The following is a 16,901-nucleotide window of genomic DNA, read 5'->3' as shown; positions in this document are numbered from 1 at the left end:
AATCATGAGCGAGAATAAACAAGAACTACAGGTGGCCGCACTGAAAAACGGCACTGTTATTGACCATATCCCTTCGGAGAAACTCTTTACTGTAGTTTCACTGCTTGGGTTGGAACACATGACGACCAATATTACTATCGGATTCAATCTGGACAGCAAGAAACTGGGTAAGAAAGGGATCATCAAGATTGCTGACAAGTTCTTCTGTGACGAAGAAATCAACCGTATTTCCGTAGTAGCACCTCATGTAAAACTAAACATTATCCGTGACTACGAAGTGGTAGAAAAGAAAGAGGTACGTATGCCGGACGAGTTAAAAGGTATAGTGAAATGTGCCAACCCGAAATGTATTACGAACAATGAACCGATGGCCACGTTATTCCATGTGATTGACAAGGATAGTTGCGTTATAAAATGCCATTATTGCGAAAAAGAACAGAAAAGAGAAGATATCACAATCATTTAGTTACGTGTCACAGCGCTACGAGTTTTAAAATACTGTGCTATGACGTAATAGCACTTGTAGCGCATATAGCACGCTATTAATAAAAAAGATGAAGCAAGACTGGAAACCCGGAACCCTGATTTATCCGTTGCCTGCCGTACTGGTGAGTTGCGGAAACAATGAAAGTGAATACAATATACTTACGGTGGCTTGGACCGGAACCATTTGTACCAATCCACCGATGTGTTATATTTCTGTCCGTCCCGAACGCTACTCCTATCCTATTATAAAAAAGAATATGGAGTTTGTGATCAACCTGACAACCCGGGATATGGCTTTTGCAACAGATTGGTGTGGGGTACGGTCGGGTAAGGATTATCACAAATTTGAAGAAATGAAACTGACACCGGGTAAATGCACGGTGGTGAGTGCGCCTCTCATTGAGGAATCTCCCCTTTGTATCGAATGCCGGGTAAAAGAAATTGTATCTTTAGGATCACATGATATGTTTATTGCCGATGTGGTAAACATTCGGGCGGATGACCGTCACTTAAACCGGGAAACCGGAAAACTGGAACTGGCAGAAGCTAATCCGCTTGTATATGTACATGGGGGATATTATAATCTGGGAGAAAAGATCGGTAAATTCGGTTGGTCAGTAGAAAAGAAAACAAAGTGAAGCTATGAAACGAGTGATTCTCCTTTTTATATATATGTGGATTACTTTTGCCGCTTATGGTGAAGGTGATCATAAAAAGGAAAAACGCCCGGATGACCGCAAAATAAATGTAGGAATCAGGGGTGGTTTTAACTCTTCCATGTTTTTGGTTTCCAATCTGAAAATCAAAGATGTAACCATTGACGAGATTCAGAATAATTATAAAATAGGTTATTTCGGTGCTCTCTTCATGCGCTTCAACATGAAGAGACATTTTATACAGCCCGAGATATCGTATAACATCAGCAGATGCGAAATCACTTTCGACAAACTGGGTTCACACCATCCCGATATCGAACCTGACTATGCATCGGTTAATTCAACTATTCACAGTATTGATTTTCCGTTGCTTTACGGCTATCACGTAGTAAGACAAGGCCCTTACAGCATGTCTCTTTTTGCCGGACCGAAACTAAGATATCTGTGGAATCAAAAAAATAAAATCACCTTTGAGAACTTCGACCAGCAAGGCATCCATGAGAGGTTACATCCCTTCAATGCCAGCGCAGTGATCGGAGTAAGCGTCAGCATTTCACGTATCTTTTTCGATTTTCGTTATGAACAAGGACTTCGCAACTTGTCGAAGTCTGTTACTTACGATAATATAGACGTCGAAGGTAAGCCCGAAGTAAGTAATATCACTTTTCGACGCCGTGATAATGTACTTAGTTTTTCACTCGGAGTTATATTTTAAATAACTTTTTTAGCTAAAAGGTTGCACACTCTTTAAATATTACCTAAATTTGTGCGATTATAATAATAAAGGTTTCAAGATATACTTTAATCTTATTATAACAAATAATGAAAAGAGACGATTTAATTTTCGAGATTATCGAAAAAGAACATCAACGTCAGTTGAAAGGCATTGAGCTGATCGCATCAGAGAATTTCGTGAGTGATCAGGTGATGGAGGCAATGGGATCTTGTCTTACCAACAAATATGCGGAAGGATATCCGGGTAAACGCTATTATGGCGGCTGTGAGGTGGTAGACCAGAGTGAACAAATTGCCATCGACCGCTTGAAAGAGATTTTCGGTGCAGAATGGGCCAATGTACAACCTCACTCAGGAGCACAGGCTAATGCTGCTGTATTTCTTGCTGTGTTGAACCCGGGCGACAAGTTCATGGGACTGAACCTGGCACACGGAGGTCACCTTTCACATGGTTCATTAGTAAATACTTCGGGAATCATTTACACTCCCTGCGAATATAATTTAAAACAGGAAACCGGTCGCGTGGATTACGACCAGATGGAAGAAGTGGCATTACGTGAGAAACCCAAAATGATAATTGGAGGAGGTTCAGCCTACTCTCGTGAATGGGATTACAAACGTATGCGCGAAATTGCCGATAAGGTGGGTGCGATCCTTATGATTGATATGGCACATCCTGCCGGATTAATTGCAGCAGGACTGTTGGACAACCCGGTGAAATATGCTCATATCGTAACTTCAACTACCCACAAGACTTTGCGGGGACCTCGTGGCGGTGTAATCATGATGGGTAAAGATTTCCCCAATCCATGGGGAAAGAAAACTCCAAAAGGAGAAATTAAAATGATGTCTCAGTTGCTCGACTCAGCTGTATTCCCCGGAATACAGGGTGGTCCGCTGGAACATGTAATTGCAGCTAAAGCCGTAGCTTTCGGTGAGTGTTTGCAACCGGAATATAAGGAATATCAGAAGCAAGTACAAAAGAATGCTGCCGTATTGGCACAAGCCTTAATTGACCGTGGCTTTACCATCGTTTCCGGCGGTACGGATAATCATTCGATGCTGGTGGATCTACGCAGTAAATATCCTGACTTGACAGGTAAAGTTGCCGAAAAAGCACTTGTATCTGCTGATATAACAGTCAATAAAAACATGGTTCCGTTCGATAGTCGTTCTGCGTTCCAGACTTCAGGTATCCGTTTGGGTACTCCCGCTATCACGACTCGTGGTGCAAAAGAAGATCTGATGCTGGAGATTGCAGAAATGATCGAAACCGTTCTATCGAACGTAGAGAACGAAGAAGTGATAGCACAAGTACGTGCACGTGTCAATAAGACAATGGAAAAATATCCGATCTTCGCTTATTAAATAGCACATTTTAGTATTAAACAATAACATACGTGGGCTCGCAATTCTCTGTGAAGAAAGTTGCGGGCATTTTTTTTTTGCTCTTTTAACATGGCATTAACACCCCACCCTAAAACCTTTCCTTCCCAAGAACCGTTGTTAAGTAGTTAAAAAAAGAAGATATTCACTTAATACCTAAACTGATATGAAAATAAGAAATTTAATGGTTGCAACTACATTATTTGTTGCTGCAGGAGCTATGGCTCAAAATCAGGATTGCGCCTTCTTCTTTCCTAATCAAGAAGGTGAGCAAATCACTCGTAATTGTTACACCGCTGATGGTAAACTCACCAACATCCTTGTCTACAGAGTAGACCAAGCCTACGATTACCCTTCAGGAATGGAAGTAGTAGCCAACTATACATTTACTGATGCTTCCGGAAAAACACTCAATTCCGGGCAAATGGTAGCTCGCTGCAATGACGGTAACTTCTCTATGAGTATGGGAGATGTGGCCACATTCCCCACTGCACTTAATATGATGAATGCCGATGTATATATGATGGGAGATTTAATGAATTACCCGAATGCATTTTCCGATCCAATGAATCCGGGAGACGATGACGAGTTTGATGACGGCACTCTGCGTCTTTATCAAAAAGGCAATAAAAATAACCGCGCCGAAATTTCTATCTTCGACCGGGAATTTGTTACTACCGAAACGGTAAACACTCCAGCAGGAGCATTCTATTGTACCAAAGTAAAGTACGAAATGAATATCTGGACTCCTCAGGAAACAATAAAAGGTTATGGATATGAATGGTATGCACCCAATATTGGAATTGTCCGCTCTGAACAATACAATAATAAGAAGGAGCTACAATCGTACAGTGTGTTAGAAAGAATCAAGAAGTAGCACACTGGACTCTATATATCCGTCATCCCCGCCATTCTTTCAAGAAGAATAGCGGGGATTTATTTATTGCTTTATATCGGACTATTTTTAACTCAATCCTTCAATATTACCATCCACGATGTCAATATGCAGAGCTTGTGGTTCTTTAGGTAAACCCGGCATACGCATTATTTCGCCCGCAATCGCTACGATCATCTCGGCACCGTTATTTATAACGATATCTTTAATATGAAGTTCGAAATTATCTACCGCACCATATACTTTCGGATCGGCTGAGAAAGAATATTGGGTTTTAGCAATACATACAGGATAATGACCAATACCCATTTCTTCAATCAATTTAATCTTGTTACGGGTCAGTGTACTATAAGTCACGACACTTGCACCATATAGATTGATTGCGATTTTCTCGATTTTCTGCTGTACGCTGTCTCCATCATCATATGTAAACTGTAACGGTTCAGACGGTTTATTTTCAATTGTTTCAACCACAAGGTTCGCCAGTTCGACAGCACCCTCACCTCCTTCCGTAAAGGCATTATTGATAGCATAGCCTACTCCTAACTGCTCACAGTGCTCACGAAGCAACTCCATTTCTTCATCCGTATCACTCGCAAATTTATTGAAAGCAACGATAACCGTTTGACCGAACGAATGAAGATTACGAACATGCTTGTCCAAATTGCGCAAACCTTCTCTCAATCCTTCAAGATTCGGTTCTTTAATTCGGTCCAGGCTTACTCCTCCGTGCATTTTGAGCCCTTGTGCTGTGGCAACAATCACTGTCAGACGTGGTTGAAGCCCGCTCTTACGACATTTAATATTATAAAATTTCTCTGCTCCCAGATCGGCACCGAAGCCGGCTTCTGTGATAACATAATCTCCAAAAGTCATCGCCATTTTTGTTGCCAAAATAGAGTTACAGCCATGGGCAATATTAGCAAATGGGCCACCATGTACAAATGCAGCGGTACCTTCGGTAGTCTGTACCAGATTCGGATGTATAGCATCTTTCAGCAAGACAGTAATAGCCCCTGCCACGCCCAGATCTTTTACAGTAAACGGCTTGTTATCATAGGTGTAGCCTAAAAGAATATTCTCGATACGACGGCGGAGATCATCAACATCCTTTGAAAGACAAAGAATAGCCATAATTTCCGAAGCCGGTGTAATGTCAAATCCGGATTCCTGTGTAATACCATTTGTTTTCGGACCAAGACCAACTACGATATTGCGCAATGAACGATCGTTGACATCGAGTACGCGACGCCAGAGAATTTCTTTCAGACCAAAACCTTTAGATTGATTCTGGTATAAATAATTGTCCAGTAATGCAGAGATCATATTGTGAGCCGAAGTGATGGCATGGAAATCACCGGTAAAATGCAAATTAATCTTTTCCATCGGAAGTACCTGGGCATAACCTCCTCCTGCTGCCCCTCCTTTCATACCGAAACACGGTCCCAGGGAAGGTTCACGCAAAGCAACAATTGCCTTTTTACCTATCTTGTTTAATCCTAATGCAAGACCTATGGATACAGTCGTTTTACCAATCCCTGCTTTCGTTGCGGTAATGGCAGTGACCAAAATCAGATTGCTCTGTTTCACCTTCTCTTCATCAATCAGATATTCAGGGATTTTTGCAATATACCGGCCATAATTTTCTACTTCATCGCGAGGTATACCGATGCTTTCAGCCACTTGTTTTATTTTCTTCAATTCAACACTACGTGCTATTTCTATGTCTGATTTCATATTGGGAGTTATTAAGTTAGTAAATGAAGTCGCAAAATTAACAATTAACTCCATATCAAAGTTGTCTTTATTACCTTTTTTTAGTGGAGATAAAAAGATGCCACATCATTGCTGGATTTTTCAGGGAAAAAAGACGTATATTTGCTACTTACAAACAAACAAGCAATATGATACGATATATAATCTTTGTGGCTCTATGTATCTGTACCGGAATAGTATCAGCTATAGATCACCATGCAAAAGACAGCCTCTTACTACAACTAAAACATACGACAGTATCCGCTCAACGAATCAGTATCTACAGAAACCTGGCAGATATCTGTTTTGAAACACCGGACGAAAAAACATATTTGCTTGGCATGTATAGAGAAGCTAAAAAGGCAGGTGACACACCCATGATGCTTGATGCATTGAATGATCTTGCATGCGGAGAGGCTAAAGAATACCGCATGGATTCAGCGTATCATTATATGAATCTGATAAAAGCAACTCATAATGTCAAAGAAATAATTCCTTTATCAGCTTATCTTCACATGCGTTTTTTCGATATGCTATGCAGCCATAACGAGACAGAAGAGGCCATTGCGAAGGAATTGCAGTTTACGGAAGAAAAGAAATCGGACGCACCATCTCTATACAGCAAAATCGTACAAGCTTATATCACCGGAAGTAGCCTTCATTCCAATGAAATGATGAAAGAAGCACTCCCCTATTTGGAAACAGCAATGAACTTATCCAAGCAATTACCTCCTGAGAAACGCATTAAATTTGTATCAATGATTGTTTGGAAATTATCCAATATCTATAGTTTTTTGAACGAATGTGACTCAGCGATCCGTCTTTTGGAAGAAGATTTGGAAAATCAGCAACTGTATTATAAAGATCATTACGAAGCAAAACGCCCCTTTTACAATCTGGCTGCACGTGAGTTACAAATCTATGCGTCACTGTTGACAAATGCTATCATGGTAGCTCCCGAAAAGATGGATTATTACTGGCAGCAAATAGTAAAACTGAACAAGGAGCTGACAAATCCGTACGACCGGTACAATTATTTCCTATCAATGGACAACTATTACTTGAACTTAAAGCCTCACCCCAATTACGAGAAAGCATTAATTGCCAATGACAGTCTGATTCAAATAGCTCAAACGATAATTCCAAACAATCTGCCAGGACTCTACGACATCCAATCACAAACATATGAGGCCATGGGCAATTTTAAGGAGGCGCTGGCATATCTTAGAATATCTGCTCAGTATAAAGATTCGCTAAACACTGAAAATATGCAAAAGCAACTTAGTGAACTCCAAATAAAATATGAGGTGAACAAATTGAATAATGAAAAGTCACAGCTTGAAATAAAAAATAAACGCATTTTAGTGATATGCCTGTTCATCATCCTGACCATTGTAATCGTTATCTGTCTTTATTTATATCACAATCTGAAAAAAGAAAAAAAGATGAAGATTCACCTCCGGAATCTCAAGCAAAAGGCCGAAGAAAGTGAAAAGATGAAAACAGCTTTCATTAATTCTGTTTGTCACGAGATACGAACACCACTTAACGCCATTGTCGGTTTCTCTGATTTGATATTCAATGATGAAGTAGATAAAGAAAACCGCGAAAGCTTCTCACACGAGGTGCAGAAGAACACGGTCTTACTGACTTCACTGATCAATAATATGCTCGAGGTATCCAGCTTGGATGTATCACAGGAAAAACTGCCTTGTAAACAAGTCGATTTACATCATATCTGCATACAAGAAATGAAGCAACTAAGCCAGTATCATAAGCCTGATATAGAATATCATATGGACTTACCGGAACACCCTGTCATTTTGTCTACCCATGAGAAATATTTATCATTGGTTATAGAACACTTGTTGAACAATGCTAATAAATTTACCGAAAAAGGAACTATCACCCTCCGTTACCGCATGGATGAAGCACACCAACAGCTTCATATCAATGTGACAGATACCGGATGCGGTATTCCGGTTGACAAGCACAAAGAGGTATTCGAACGTTTCTCGAAACTCAACACGTTTACTCCGGGAAATGGATTAGGACTATATCTGTGTCAACTAATTATCCGCAGGTTATCCGGAGAGATAAATATCGATCCGACATACAAGGAAGGTACTAAAATAACAGTAACCATACCTGTCCAATAGCCCCTCCTTAATTTTTAAGAGTAAATCTACTTGAAACGTGAAGTATCCACACCTTCACGTTTTTTCTCTTTATATCCTCCGAATTTATAAGTAAACGAGATACCCAATTCACGAAAAGCGGAATAATGGTTTGTTACGTTCTGCGTGGCATAACGAATACGCGGAGAGATTTGAGCCGTTTCAAACAAGTCATTGCACCGAAAGGTGAACAACGCTTTCCCACCAGCAAAGGTATATCTGAGTGCCACATCTACATTGCCGGATACCGGTAAATCATAAATGCCCTGTATTGCCTTACTGCGCATCATCCCATTCACAATCAACCTGAGATCCGGACGGGAAGAAAGGGTCAGGGTATGATTCATATTCAACATGGCATAATATACTTTCCTGTCAAAAGGAATATTCCAGAAGTCACTGTCTTTCTGGCGATCGTAAACGCCGGTCAACGTAAAACGTGAACTTAGCCAGCGACCTATCGTAAATGGAACAACAGCTTGTATACCTGCTTGTTGCTCAAAATCAAAATTGAAGTACTTATAGATCTCGACCAATCGGTCGGGGGACTGATAAAGAGTTTGTGTTGCATTATCTTTAGTATGGCTATACCAGACATTGAATATATATTTACTCTTCAGAATATAAGTCAATTGTAGCTGATAATTAATTTCCGGTTTCAGATAAGGATTTCCATGAATTTCCGAATATTCTCCGCCCATATAGGACACGGCATTTTGAGTTGCCCAATAGTCGGGATAACTTTTATCGCTGCTGAGTGACAATTGCCATACGTTTCCCGGTGCCGGAGTGTAATTGAGATTAAAAGCCGGATATAGACTCCATTCATTCCATACAGTCGTATGGAATCGTTCGGCAGCCAACGAGGCATCCAAAGACAAGTTATCGCCAAAACTCTTGTTAAATCCGGCATAGAAATTCAGTGTTTGCTCCCGCCGACGAGATTTCATGTTGTTGCTTTCCAACATCATGTTGTCATTCTCAGAATTATAATAATATTGATAGCTGTTGTCTAAACTTGTAGTATAAACAGCTCCATAGTTTACTCCCCATCCATTAGGCAGTTCATGTTCTTGAGAAAGGAAAAGCTTCCAACGATTGATACGCTGAGAATCGCTACTACGAAAATTCAATTCATCGCCTTCTAACCGGCTATGTAGCAATTGTGAAGAAGGCGAATGATAATAAGTATATTCCACTCCTGCTTTCATTCCGAATGGGGTGTGATAATCGATCCGCCCGTTATGTAGTTGATCGACCATCCGGGTACGGGCATTTGAGGTTTGTGTACCATTCACTGTACTTAAATTAAAGCCATTCATAAACTGGGCATTGTATGTCAAGCTGAGTTGATGATCGTCGGCAAAAAGATAATCACCTCCCAAGCGTAAATTGTGTCTGTTAAAACGACTTTTTTGAGATTCGTTGGTGTTCATGGGATGTATCGTACCATCCGACAAGGTGTGCAAAGCCTTCTTATCCGTCAAGAAATAGTTCCGTCCATGACTGTAAGAGTAAAGAAAGTCTACAGAAAATTTATGTCCGGAATATAGAAGGCTCGCACGCTCAGTCAGGTTTTCATAATGCTTTTGCCGGTAGTCACTGAAAATTTCTCCTTGCAGGGAAGCTGCTCCGGAATCACCTTGCTTCAGACAAATGTTTATCATGGCTCCACGCACCTGATAACGCGCCGGAGCCGAATACATCACTTCAGCTTTCTCTATACGACTGGCAGGAATACTTTTTAATAGAGTGTTCAGTTGTTCGGGAGTCATTGTAGTCACTTTGCCATCCAATACAACAGTAACGCTCTTTCCACCTAAAGTAAGGTTATCGTTCATTTCCGTGACACCGGGAAGCTCCTTCACTGCATCATAAGCATTATCTACCGCTAAATTCCGGAGGAGCCGTGGCAGGTCATATATAAGTTTGCCTTGCATAGCTTTCACTATCGGGCGTTCACCTACCACCATCACTTCCGGCAAGGATCTGTATAAACTGTCTAAACGTCCATCCATCGTAATCAGGCTATCTGCAGAAAGTATCCGGTCTTCATTTTGTGCTGCCACCTGCCAACAGACAGCAGCAACAAACACTAAAGTTACGTAAATCCGTTTCATCTTTTCGTTTTTTGTTTGGGTTACAGCTGCAAAGTACCGAAGAAAAGACAAAACAATGAGTTATCACCGGCTTATTTAGAGTTATCTACTGTTATCGGGAATACTATTCTTATATTTACTCAATTGTATCATGGAGCAGCATCTACCTATCCCGACAATAGCAAAGACTCATTTCTTTAAGACCTCTCTTCAATCGATTTAGGCCGTCAATCAATATCTGTCGGGGACAGGCTATATTGATACGGATAAAGCCTTCACCGGCTTCTCCATACATACTTCCTTCGTTTATACAAAGTTTTTCTGCCTTCAATAATAACTCTGCAATTTCCTTTGAACTACGATTCAGCACCGAACAATCTACCCATACCAGATATGTACCTTCCAATTTCACAACAGGAAATTGTGGAAGATACTTATTGAAAAAAGTCCTCATGTACAGGTAATTATCCGACAGATAACATTTCAGTTCCTCCAGCCACTCTTCCCCGTCATTGTAGGCGGCCACTAAGGCTTCCACACCAAACGGATTCACGTCACAAACCTCATTCAAATTGATTGCTTTATCTATTTTCACACGTACAGATTCATCAGCCGCAAAGATATTGGCAATCTGCAATCCGGCAAGGTTGAATGCTTTGCTTGGCGAAGTACAGGTAACCGAACGATTTCGGAAATCATCCGAAATAGAAGCAAAAGGTATATAAGTATGCCCCGAGTAAACCAACTCACAATGTATCTCGTCCGCTACAACCAGTACATCATTACGAAGGCAAATTTCACCGATACACATCAGTTCTGCCCGGGTCCAAACCCTTCCTACAGGATTGTGTGGATTGCAAAGTAACAATAGTCTTACTTTCGGATCGGTAGCCTTCCTTGCCAAATCGTCAAAATCAATCCGGTATGTTCCATTCGTGTATACAAGGGGATTAGCTACTATTTCGCAACCATTATTACGAATAGAAGAAAAGAAACAATTGTAAACCGGGGTTTGTACCAGCACACGGTCACCCGGAACAGTCAGGGCTTTGATTATGGCAGATAAAGCCGGAACGACTCCCGAAGTGTATATAATCCAATCTCTATCTATCTGCCAACCATGCCGGCGCGTGAACCAGTTTATAATGGCATCATAATAAACCGGAGGGACTTTGGTATAGCCAAAAATGCCATGATCCATCCGCTTACGTAACACTTCAACCACAGCAGGAGCCGTACGGAAATCCATATCGGCTACCCACATAGGCAGAACACCCTCTTCCATCACCGCATCCCATTTATAGGAATTGCTATTACGACGGGAAATTATTTCATCAAAATCGTACTTCATGCGCTAAAGCAAGTTAAGTTGTCCCATAGTTGCAGTGCGCAGTTAGCAGGAGCTTTAATACTTCCATCCATAATGATTTCCCCGTAGCTTTCTGCCGTTATACTGCCGGTACGCGGATTCTTCACACTATGTACCGGAGTGTTAATAGTTGCCTGCAAACTGCTGTATTCAAAACAAAGGTCAGCATCATCAGCCATCATACAATTCTCCATAACAAGGTCGTGAGCATAACAAAGTGGCTGCGTTCCCGAGATTCTGCAATTTACCAGACGTAGATTGTGAGAGTGCCACCCCAAATACTCTCCGTTCAATTCAGAGTCATACACGGTTACATTCTCCGTATTCCAAAAGGCATCTTTCGAATTAATGACAGCATTATGAATTTCTACGTTCTTGCAATACTGAAAAGAATAATTCCCGTTCTGGCTATAATTATCAATACGGATATTTTCACTATGCATGAACAGGTAATCGGCCTTATCTATCTGTACCTTTTTTAATTCTACATTACGACAATGCCAGAACGTTTCCAACGCATTGGGAAGTTGTACGTTTTCCAATTTGATACCATCCATTTCACGAAACATTTTCGGAGCTTCTACCACGGTATCCATCATCTGGAGATTTTGTGAATACCAAAGTGCGGCACGTGCTCCTTCCGTAAAAAAGCTGCTTCTCACAATGAAACCATTCGTGTGCCAGAAAGGATATTTACCTTCAAAACGGCAGTTCACTGCTATGATATTACTGCACTCTTTTAATGCGGATTCACCGGCATGAATCGTTACGTTTTCCAATTGCAAGTCGTGTGTGGCAAACAAAGGACGTTCGCCTTCATAGTCCTTATTCTTAATTATTTCCATGATTTGATTGTTTAGTTATCGATTTTATTTCTTCCCCTGGTATATCCTCCATCAAAGTAACTCAAAAGAATGATTATATCATATTTCATTCCCATATCCTTCTTTTTTATGGTTCACCCGATACATGCGCAGTTGAATCAGCGTTTAAATGGAATTGATAATCAAAATATTATATTTACCTAAATTTTACTATCGACGTAAATCCATTTACCCAGGCACGTAAAAGCTTTTACCTGGGCATGTAAATCCATTTACCTCGGTATGTAAAAGCATTTACCCCGGCCGGTAAATGGAACCGGCATTCAAGGTTACGGATGTCCGCACCTGGAGTTAACGTCAAGACAACGCATTCTTCGGATAAACCAGATTCCAGCAATGCATGAGAAAAAACTACGCATTTGTGTCGGATGAACTTTTATTATTTCAAATATGTCTTAAAGAAATCCTCCAATTTGTCGAACGGAATAAAATTCACGCGGTCGTAAAGATCCACATGACCCGCACCGGGCACAATATAGAGTTCTTTTGGTTCGGCGGCAAGCCGGTAGGCATCTTCACTGAATTCACGCGAATGTGCATTCTCTCCGGTAACAAAAAGCATCGGACGTGGTGAAATGGTTTCAATATCAGCAAACGGATAAAAATTCATAAACTTGACATTGCTGCTGAGCGTGGGATGTGTAGTGGTCAATGGGGTTGCTCCTTCAGGAGTATATTCTCCCCGTGAAGTACGGTAGAACTCATAGAACTCACGTGCTATCGGATCGGAGTTTTCTGTTATTTCATGAGGAGTCCCACCAGTATATCGGGTTTCTCCACCCAAGAACTCTACATAGCGTTGTTCGGCGGCTTCGACCATGATTTGCTTCCGTTGCTCCAAAGTCAAGGCATGCTTCAGCCCATTACGACTGGCTGTCCCCATGTTGTACATACTTATGGTTGCAATGGCCTTCAGACGAGGATCTATTTTTGCCGCACTGATGGCAAAACTTCCACTGCCACAAATCCCAATCACACCGATATGCTCATGTTCGACAAATGAACGTGTTCCCAGGTAATCGACTGCAGCACTGAAGGCTTCCGCATAAAGCTCCGGAAGGACTGCATTGCGAGGCTCTCCTTCGCTGCTTCCCCAGAAAGATAAGTCGATGGATAAAGTTACAAAACCGCGTTCGGCCATTTTCGTAGCATAGAGATTAGCACTCTGCTCTTTGACGGCTCCCATAGGATGTCCTACAATAATTGCCGGACGTTTCTCGTCTGCTTTCATCTCTTTAGGCAAAAAGAGATTACCTGCCACTTTCATTTTGTACTGATTGGGAAAGGATACCTTCTCCATATTTACCACATTGCTTTTATAGAAATTATCTGCATCGGTTTGAGCAAAAGAAGGATTTGTACTGAGTATCGTAAACGATGTTGCTGCCAATAATAAATTTCGCTTCATATCTTCCTTGATTTTAGTAATTAAATAATTGATTATCTTCTTTCTACATTGCAAATATACAAGGAAGAAAAGAGACTCCTTGTAGACATATTACAGACATCATAACCCGAATTACAGATTATGCTTCTTTATGCCTACACCAATTTTAAGTTTGGCATAAAGTGCCACTGCGATACAGACAGCTAACTAACGGCATTACGCAAAAAAGCATTCCATACCTTACAAGGACAGAATGCTTTTTTTGATATCTACCAATATGTTGGAAATGAAACACACGGACCATGTCCGTGTTATCAGTCTATGGGACCTTACATCACATTATCGGTATTCGGAGAAACTTTTTTCGCTTTCATGTCAATCACAAAACGGTACTTGACATCATTCTTCTCCAAACGTCGGAAGGCTTCGTTTATCTGATCAACACCAATCAACTCTATCTGAGCCGTAATATGATGTTCCGCACAGAAATCAATCACCTCTTGTGTTTCGGCAATACCGCCAATATTGGAACCGGAGAAACTTTTGCGGCCATTTACAATATTGAATGCACCGACTTCAAGCGGTTGGTTAGGAAGACCAACTAAAACGAGACTACCGTCCACTTTCAAGGCATTCAGATACATATTTACGTCATGCCGTGCGGAAACCGTATCCAGGATCATATCAAAACGAGTCTGATATTCCATCTGTCTGGAGTCGGTGGACAGAACAGCTTCGTCTGCACCCAATTCTCTGGCTGTATTCATTTTTGAAGGAGATGTTGTAAACACAGTAACATGGGCTCCCATCGCCTTGGCAATCTTTATTGCCATGTGGCCTAACCCACCGATACCGACAATACCTACTTTCTTTCCGGGACCTGCCCCCCAATGCTTCAATGGCGAATAAACGGTAATTCCTGCACACAAAATGGGAGCTGATGCTGCAAGATCAATCGTCTCAGGAAGTTTCAGTACATAATTGGCATCGGCCACAATAGCTTGCGAAAAACCGCCATAGGTCTGTCCGCCAAGATATTTATCGGGCGAATTAAAAACAACAGTCCAGCCTTCATCACAATATTGCTCTTCACCGTTGTGACAGTGTTCGCAATGTCCGCAACTATCAACAATGCAACCAATACCAGCTAAATCACCAACCTTAAATTTTGTCACATCCGAACCAATTCCTGTAACACGTCCTACAATCTCATGTCCGGGAACTATGGGATAAATAGTTCCACCCCAGTCATTATGCACAGAATGAAGGTCTGAGTGACAAATTCCACAATATAAAATATCAATTTCCACATCGTTCGGTAGAAGTGAACGACGCTGAATATCCAAACGATGAAGCGGTGTTTCAGCCGATTCTGTTCCGTAAGCTTTTACTGTCTTTGTTTCCATACTGTTTTAGGATTATGTTTTGAAATAATTTATTCTATACCAATCTATATTATGAAATTTGTTTCCCCATTTCATATGCTTCTGCCAATGCCGGATTACCTTTTATTTCACCCACATGCCAAACACCGGTAGCAAGCACTTTACCTTTCACTACCGGATTTTCCAGACAATCGATAAATCCCATGAGGTTATCGAATACATGTTCCAAATAAGGAAGTCCTTCTTTACCCTCGGCAGCAGAAGCGAGAAAATAAAACTCCTTATTAATCATTTCGGTATAAGGGCCGCAACAACGGTCGAGTAACGTTTTCAACTGTGCACTCATTGCATAAAAATAAACGGGTGTCGCTAAAACGATAACATCGGCCGATAACATTTTCTCAATAATTTCCGCCGCATCATCTTTCTGAGGGCACGGCTTCTTATATTGGCTGCATACGCCGCATCCCGTACAATAGTGGATGGTCTTGTCCCGTAGAAAAACCTTTTTCACTTCGTTCCCCGCCTCTGTGGCTCCACGCATAAACTCATCACAAAGTGTATCAGAATTTCCCCCGCGTCGCGGACTGGATGATAAAATCAATACTTTCTTGCTCATAATTATCTATTGTTTAAATTGTTGTTTTTCATGTTACAAAGGTATGTGGTTAAGAGAATATACTTAGTAGATAAATCACGGAGAATATAACCCGAATTACAGATTCTGCAATTAGGCGTCTACCTGCTGTTCGGCCTGGTGGATTCAATTAGTAGGGGGGTGCGATACTGGGTATCGGCGTGGTTTTATCATGAATTGAATAAGGTGTACGGCTATAATTACCTCGACCGGTTGCCGACAAGCGATTATACCCTGCGGGAACAGTTCACCTTTGAAACTTACATCAACACTCCCGAAAAAACTCCGGCTGCGGAGCTTATAACAGATATTTATATCCCTATTACAAAAAAAGAAACATGAAATACTTAAACCAAGAAATAGAAAATGAATTAAAAAATCATGGAGTAGGACTGGTTCGCTTTGTCGGCATATCGCATTTGGACGAAAGGCAAAACAGACAACTCCCGAACCGATTGTACACCGCCTTCAAATCACGCATGTAGGTAGAGATGGTATTGAGGCTCAACCCTTTCGGCCCCCTATCTATCTTTTGCGCCCCTTCCTTGCCGGAGCTTCTCTTTCGCGCCCCTTCCAGTTTCATCCATTCCTCATACTCCTTCAACCTGCCCGGAGTGAAAACTTCACCCACCGGCATCGGTGTTCCTTCACCCCCGTAAAACTCCGTAACAGACTTCAGCGCATACGTGTACGTATGTACCGCCGAACGTTTCTTGTCCGCTTCCAACTGTCCGATCACCGACTGCATGTAACATGCCAGATCCGGTAAGTTCGTGGTTAGCGTCCCTCCTACATTCCTTTCTTTTTCATCCATAATACTCTGATTTTTAGTTCCGCATCGCGCGTATGTCCTGAAACAGGCACGACGACGGGAAAGTTTTGGGATGCAAAGTAAAGAATGTGAGGAAGTGATAAAGAACACAAAAGGGGAAATAAAAGAACCCGGCAAATATTCAATTTCAGGCGTAGGCTGTATAATTTATCTATTCCGGATGTCCAGGTTGGACACCGAAATAACCACCAACTTTATCCGCCGCTGTTCTTTCACTT

Annotated in this window: 13 protein-coding genes and 3 pseudogenes; 8 read left to right on the top strand and 8 right to left on the bottom strand. The window is 41.4% G+C overall.

Translation table 11 applies throughout. From position 1 onward, the window contains the following. Positions 1-4: 4 nt before the first annotated feature. The 5 genes from pyrI to R3O62_RS14720 all read left to right on the top strand — a co-directional run bounded on the left by pyrI (position 5) and on the right by R3O62_RS14720 (position 4,140). A complete protein-coding gene (gene pyrI / locus R3O62_RS14740; protein ID WP_005777611.1) occupies positions 5-466 on the top strand; it encodes an aspartate carbamoyltransferase regulatory subunit in 462 nt (153 codons plus the stop codon). An 88-nt stretch (positions 467-554) separates the two neighbouring features. After that, entirely contained in the window at positions 555-1,124 is a 570-nt protein-coding gene (locus R3O62_RS14735; protein WP_005805957.1) for a flavin reductase family protein, read from the top strand. Positions 1,125-1,128: 4 nt separating this feature from the next. After that, positions 1,129-1,857 (top strand): porin family protein, encoded by a 729-nt coding sequence (locus R3O62_RS14730; protein ID WP_317472557.1) that lies wholly within the window; start codon positions 1,129-1,131, stop codon positions 1,855-1,857. Positions 1,858-1,964: 107 nt separating this feature from the next. After that, positions 1,965-3,245: a serine hydroxymethyltransferase gene (glyA, locus tag R3O62_RS14725; protein ID WP_005805953.1), complete on the top strand. Its 1,281-nt coding sequence runs from the start codon at positions 1,965-1,967 to the stop codon at positions 3,243-3,245. 184 nt (positions 3,246-3,429) lie between these two features. After that, positions 3,430-4,140, top strand: a complete 711-nt coding sequence (locus tag R3O62_RS14720; RefSeq protein WP_234165264.1) for a hypothetical protein — start codon at positions 3,430-3,432, stop codon at positions 4,138-4,140. Between the two features lie 87 nt (positions 4,141-4,227). Here R3O62_RS14720 and R3O62_RS14715 read toward each other — a convergent pair whose 3' ends face one another. Next, the gene (locus R3O62_RS14715; RefSeq protein ID WP_032539318.1) at positions 4,228-5,895 is read right to left on the bottom strand and encodes a formate--tetrahydrofolate ligase; all 1,668 of its coding nucleotides are present in this window, start codon (positions 5,893-5,895) and stop codon (positions 4,228-4,230) included. Between the two features lie 167 nt (positions 5,896-6,062). On the opposite strand from R3O62_RS14715, the gene R3O62_RS14710 reads away from it, so the two are divergent. Then, positions 6,063-8,072, top strand: a complete 2,010-nt coding sequence (locus R3O62_RS14710) for a HAMP domain-containing sensor histidine kinase (protein ID WP_317472558.1) — start codon at positions 6,063-6,065, stop codon at positions 8,070-8,072. Positions 8,073-8,098: 26 nt separating this feature from the next. Here the strand turns inward: R3O62_RS14710 and R3O62_RS14705 are convergent, their stop codons facing one another. The 6 genes from R3O62_RS14705 to R3O62_RS14680 all read right to left on the bottom strand — a co-directional run bounded on the left by R3O62_RS14705 (position 8,099) and on the right by R3O62_RS14680 (position 15,833). Continuing rightward, the gene (locus R3O62_RS14705; protein WP_317472559.1) at positions 8,099-10,210 is read right to left on the bottom strand and encodes an outer membrane beta-barrel family protein; all 2,112 of its coding nucleotides are present in this window, start codon (positions 10,208-10,210) and stop codon (positions 8,099-8,101) included. Between the two features lie 142 nt (positions 10,211-10,352). Then, on the bottom strand, positions 10,353-11,540 hold the full coding sequence (locus R3O62_RS14700; protein ID WP_269096526.1) for a MalY/PatB family protein: 1,188 nt from the start codon (positions 11,538-11,540) through the stop codon (positions 10,353-10,355). Continuing rightward, positions 11,537-12,403, bottom strand: a complete 867-nt coding sequence (locus R3O62_RS14695) for a DUF3737 family protein (protein ID WP_165014742.1) — start codon at positions 12,401-12,403, stop codon at positions 11,537-11,539. The genes R3O62_RS14700 and R3O62_RS14695 overlap by 4 nt, the downstream gene beginning before the upstream one ends. Before the next feature lie 418 nt (positions 12,404-12,821). Beyond that, positions 12,822-13,850, bottom strand: a complete 1,029-nt coding sequence (locus R3O62_RS14690; RefSeq protein ID WP_317472560.1) for an alpha/beta hydrolase — start codon at positions 13,848-13,850, stop codon at positions 12,822-12,824. A gap of 308 nt (positions 13,851-14,158) precedes the next feature. Then, positions 14,159-15,235, bottom strand: coding sequence for an NAD(P)-dependent alcohol dehydrogenase (locus R3O62_RS14685; RefSeq protein WP_022012789.1), 1,077 nt, complete (start codon positions 15,233-15,235; stop codon positions 14,159-14,161). A 49-nt stretch (positions 15,236-15,284) separates the two neighbouring features. Further along, the gene (locus tag R3O62_RS14680) at positions 15,285-15,833 is read right to left on the bottom strand and encodes a flavodoxin family protein (RefSeq protein ID WP_005777589.1); all 549 of its coding nucleotides are present in this window, start codon (positions 15,831-15,833) and stop codon (positions 15,285-15,287) included. Positions 15,834-16,016: 183 nt separating this feature from the next. Between R3O62_RS14680 and R3O62_RS14675 the strand changes: the two are divergent. After that, a pseudogene (locus R3O62_RS14675) lies at positions 16,017-16,193 on the top strand (GyrI-like domain-containing protein); the annotation flags it as partial. After that, positions 16,190-16,318, top strand: a pseudogene (locus R3O62_RS14670) (epoxyqueuosine reductase); the annotation flags it as partial. The pseudogenes R3O62_RS14675 and R3O62_RS14670, both read left to right, overlap by 4 nt. On the opposite strand, the pseudogene R3O62_RS14665 reads toward R3O62_RS14670, so the two are convergent. Next, positions 16,303-16,665: pseudogene (locus R3O62_RS14665) on the bottom strand (phage integrase SAM-like domain-containing protein); the annotation flags it as partial. The pseudogenes R3O62_RS14670 and R3O62_RS14665 overlap by 16 nt on opposite strands. Positions 16,666-16,901: the final 236 nt, after the last annotated feature.

Origin of the sequence: Bacteroides hominis (genome assembly GCF_033042785.2) — a bacterium.
In the GTDB taxonomy this organism is placed as follows: domain Bacteria; phylum Bacteroidota; class Bacteroidia; order Bacteroidales; family Bacteroidaceae; genus Bacteroides; species Bacteroides hominis.
This window is presented reverse-complemented; position numbering and strand designations above follow the sequence as displayed.

Bases quoted from the DNA above. Each gene is read 5' to 3' on its own strand.
- R3O62_RS14700 (WP_269096526.1), bottom strand. From the start codon at position 11,540: ATGAAGTACGATTTTGATGAAATAATTTCCCGTCGTAATAGCAATTCC.
- pyrI (WP_005777611.1), top strand. From the start codon at position 5: ATGAGCGAGAATAAACAAGAACTACAGGTGGCCGCACTGAAAAACGGC.
- R3O62_RS14715 (WP_032539318.1), bottom strand. From the start codon at position 5,895: ATGAAATCAGACATAGAAATAGCACGTAGTGTTGAATTGAAGAAAATA.
- R3O62_RS14680 (WP_005777589.1), bottom strand. From the start codon at position 15,833: ATGAGCAAGAAAGTATTGATTTTATCATCCAGTCCGCGACGCGGGGGA.
- R3O62_RS14720 (WP_234165264.1), top strand. From the start codon at position 3,430: ATGAAAATAAGAAATTTAATGGTTGCAACTACATTATTTGTTGCTGCA.
- R3O62_RS14695 (WP_165014742.1), bottom strand. From the start codon at position 12,403: ATGGAAATAATTAAGAATAAGGACTATGAAGGCGAACGTCCTTTGTTT.
- R3O62_RS14690 (WP_317472560.1), bottom strand. From the start codon at position 13,850: ATGAAGCGAAATTTATTATTGGCAGCAACATCGTTTACGATACTCAGT.
- R3O62_RS14710 (WP_317472558.1), top strand. From the start codon at position 6,063: ATGATACGATATATAATCTTTGTGGCTCTATGTATCTGTACCGGAATA.
- R3O62_RS14730 (WP_317472557.1), top strand. From the start codon at position 1,129: ATGAAACGAGTGATTCTCCTTTTTATATATATGTGGATTACTTTTGCC.
- glyA (WP_005805953.1), top strand. From the start codon at position 1,965: ATGAAAAGAGACGATTTAATTTTCGAGATTATCGAAAAAGAACATCAA.
- R3O62_RS14705 (WP_317472559.1), bottom strand. From the start codon at position 10,210: ATGAAACGGATTTACGTAACTTTAGTGTTTGTTGCTGCTGTCTGTTGG.
- R3O62_RS14735 (WP_005805957.1), top strand. From the start codon at position 555: ATGAAGCAAGACTGGAAACCCGGAACCCTGATTTATCCGTTGCCTGCC.
- R3O62_RS14685 (WP_022012789.1), bottom strand. From the start codon at position 15,235: ATGGAAACAAAGACAGTAAAAGCTTACGGAACAGAATCGGCTGAAACA.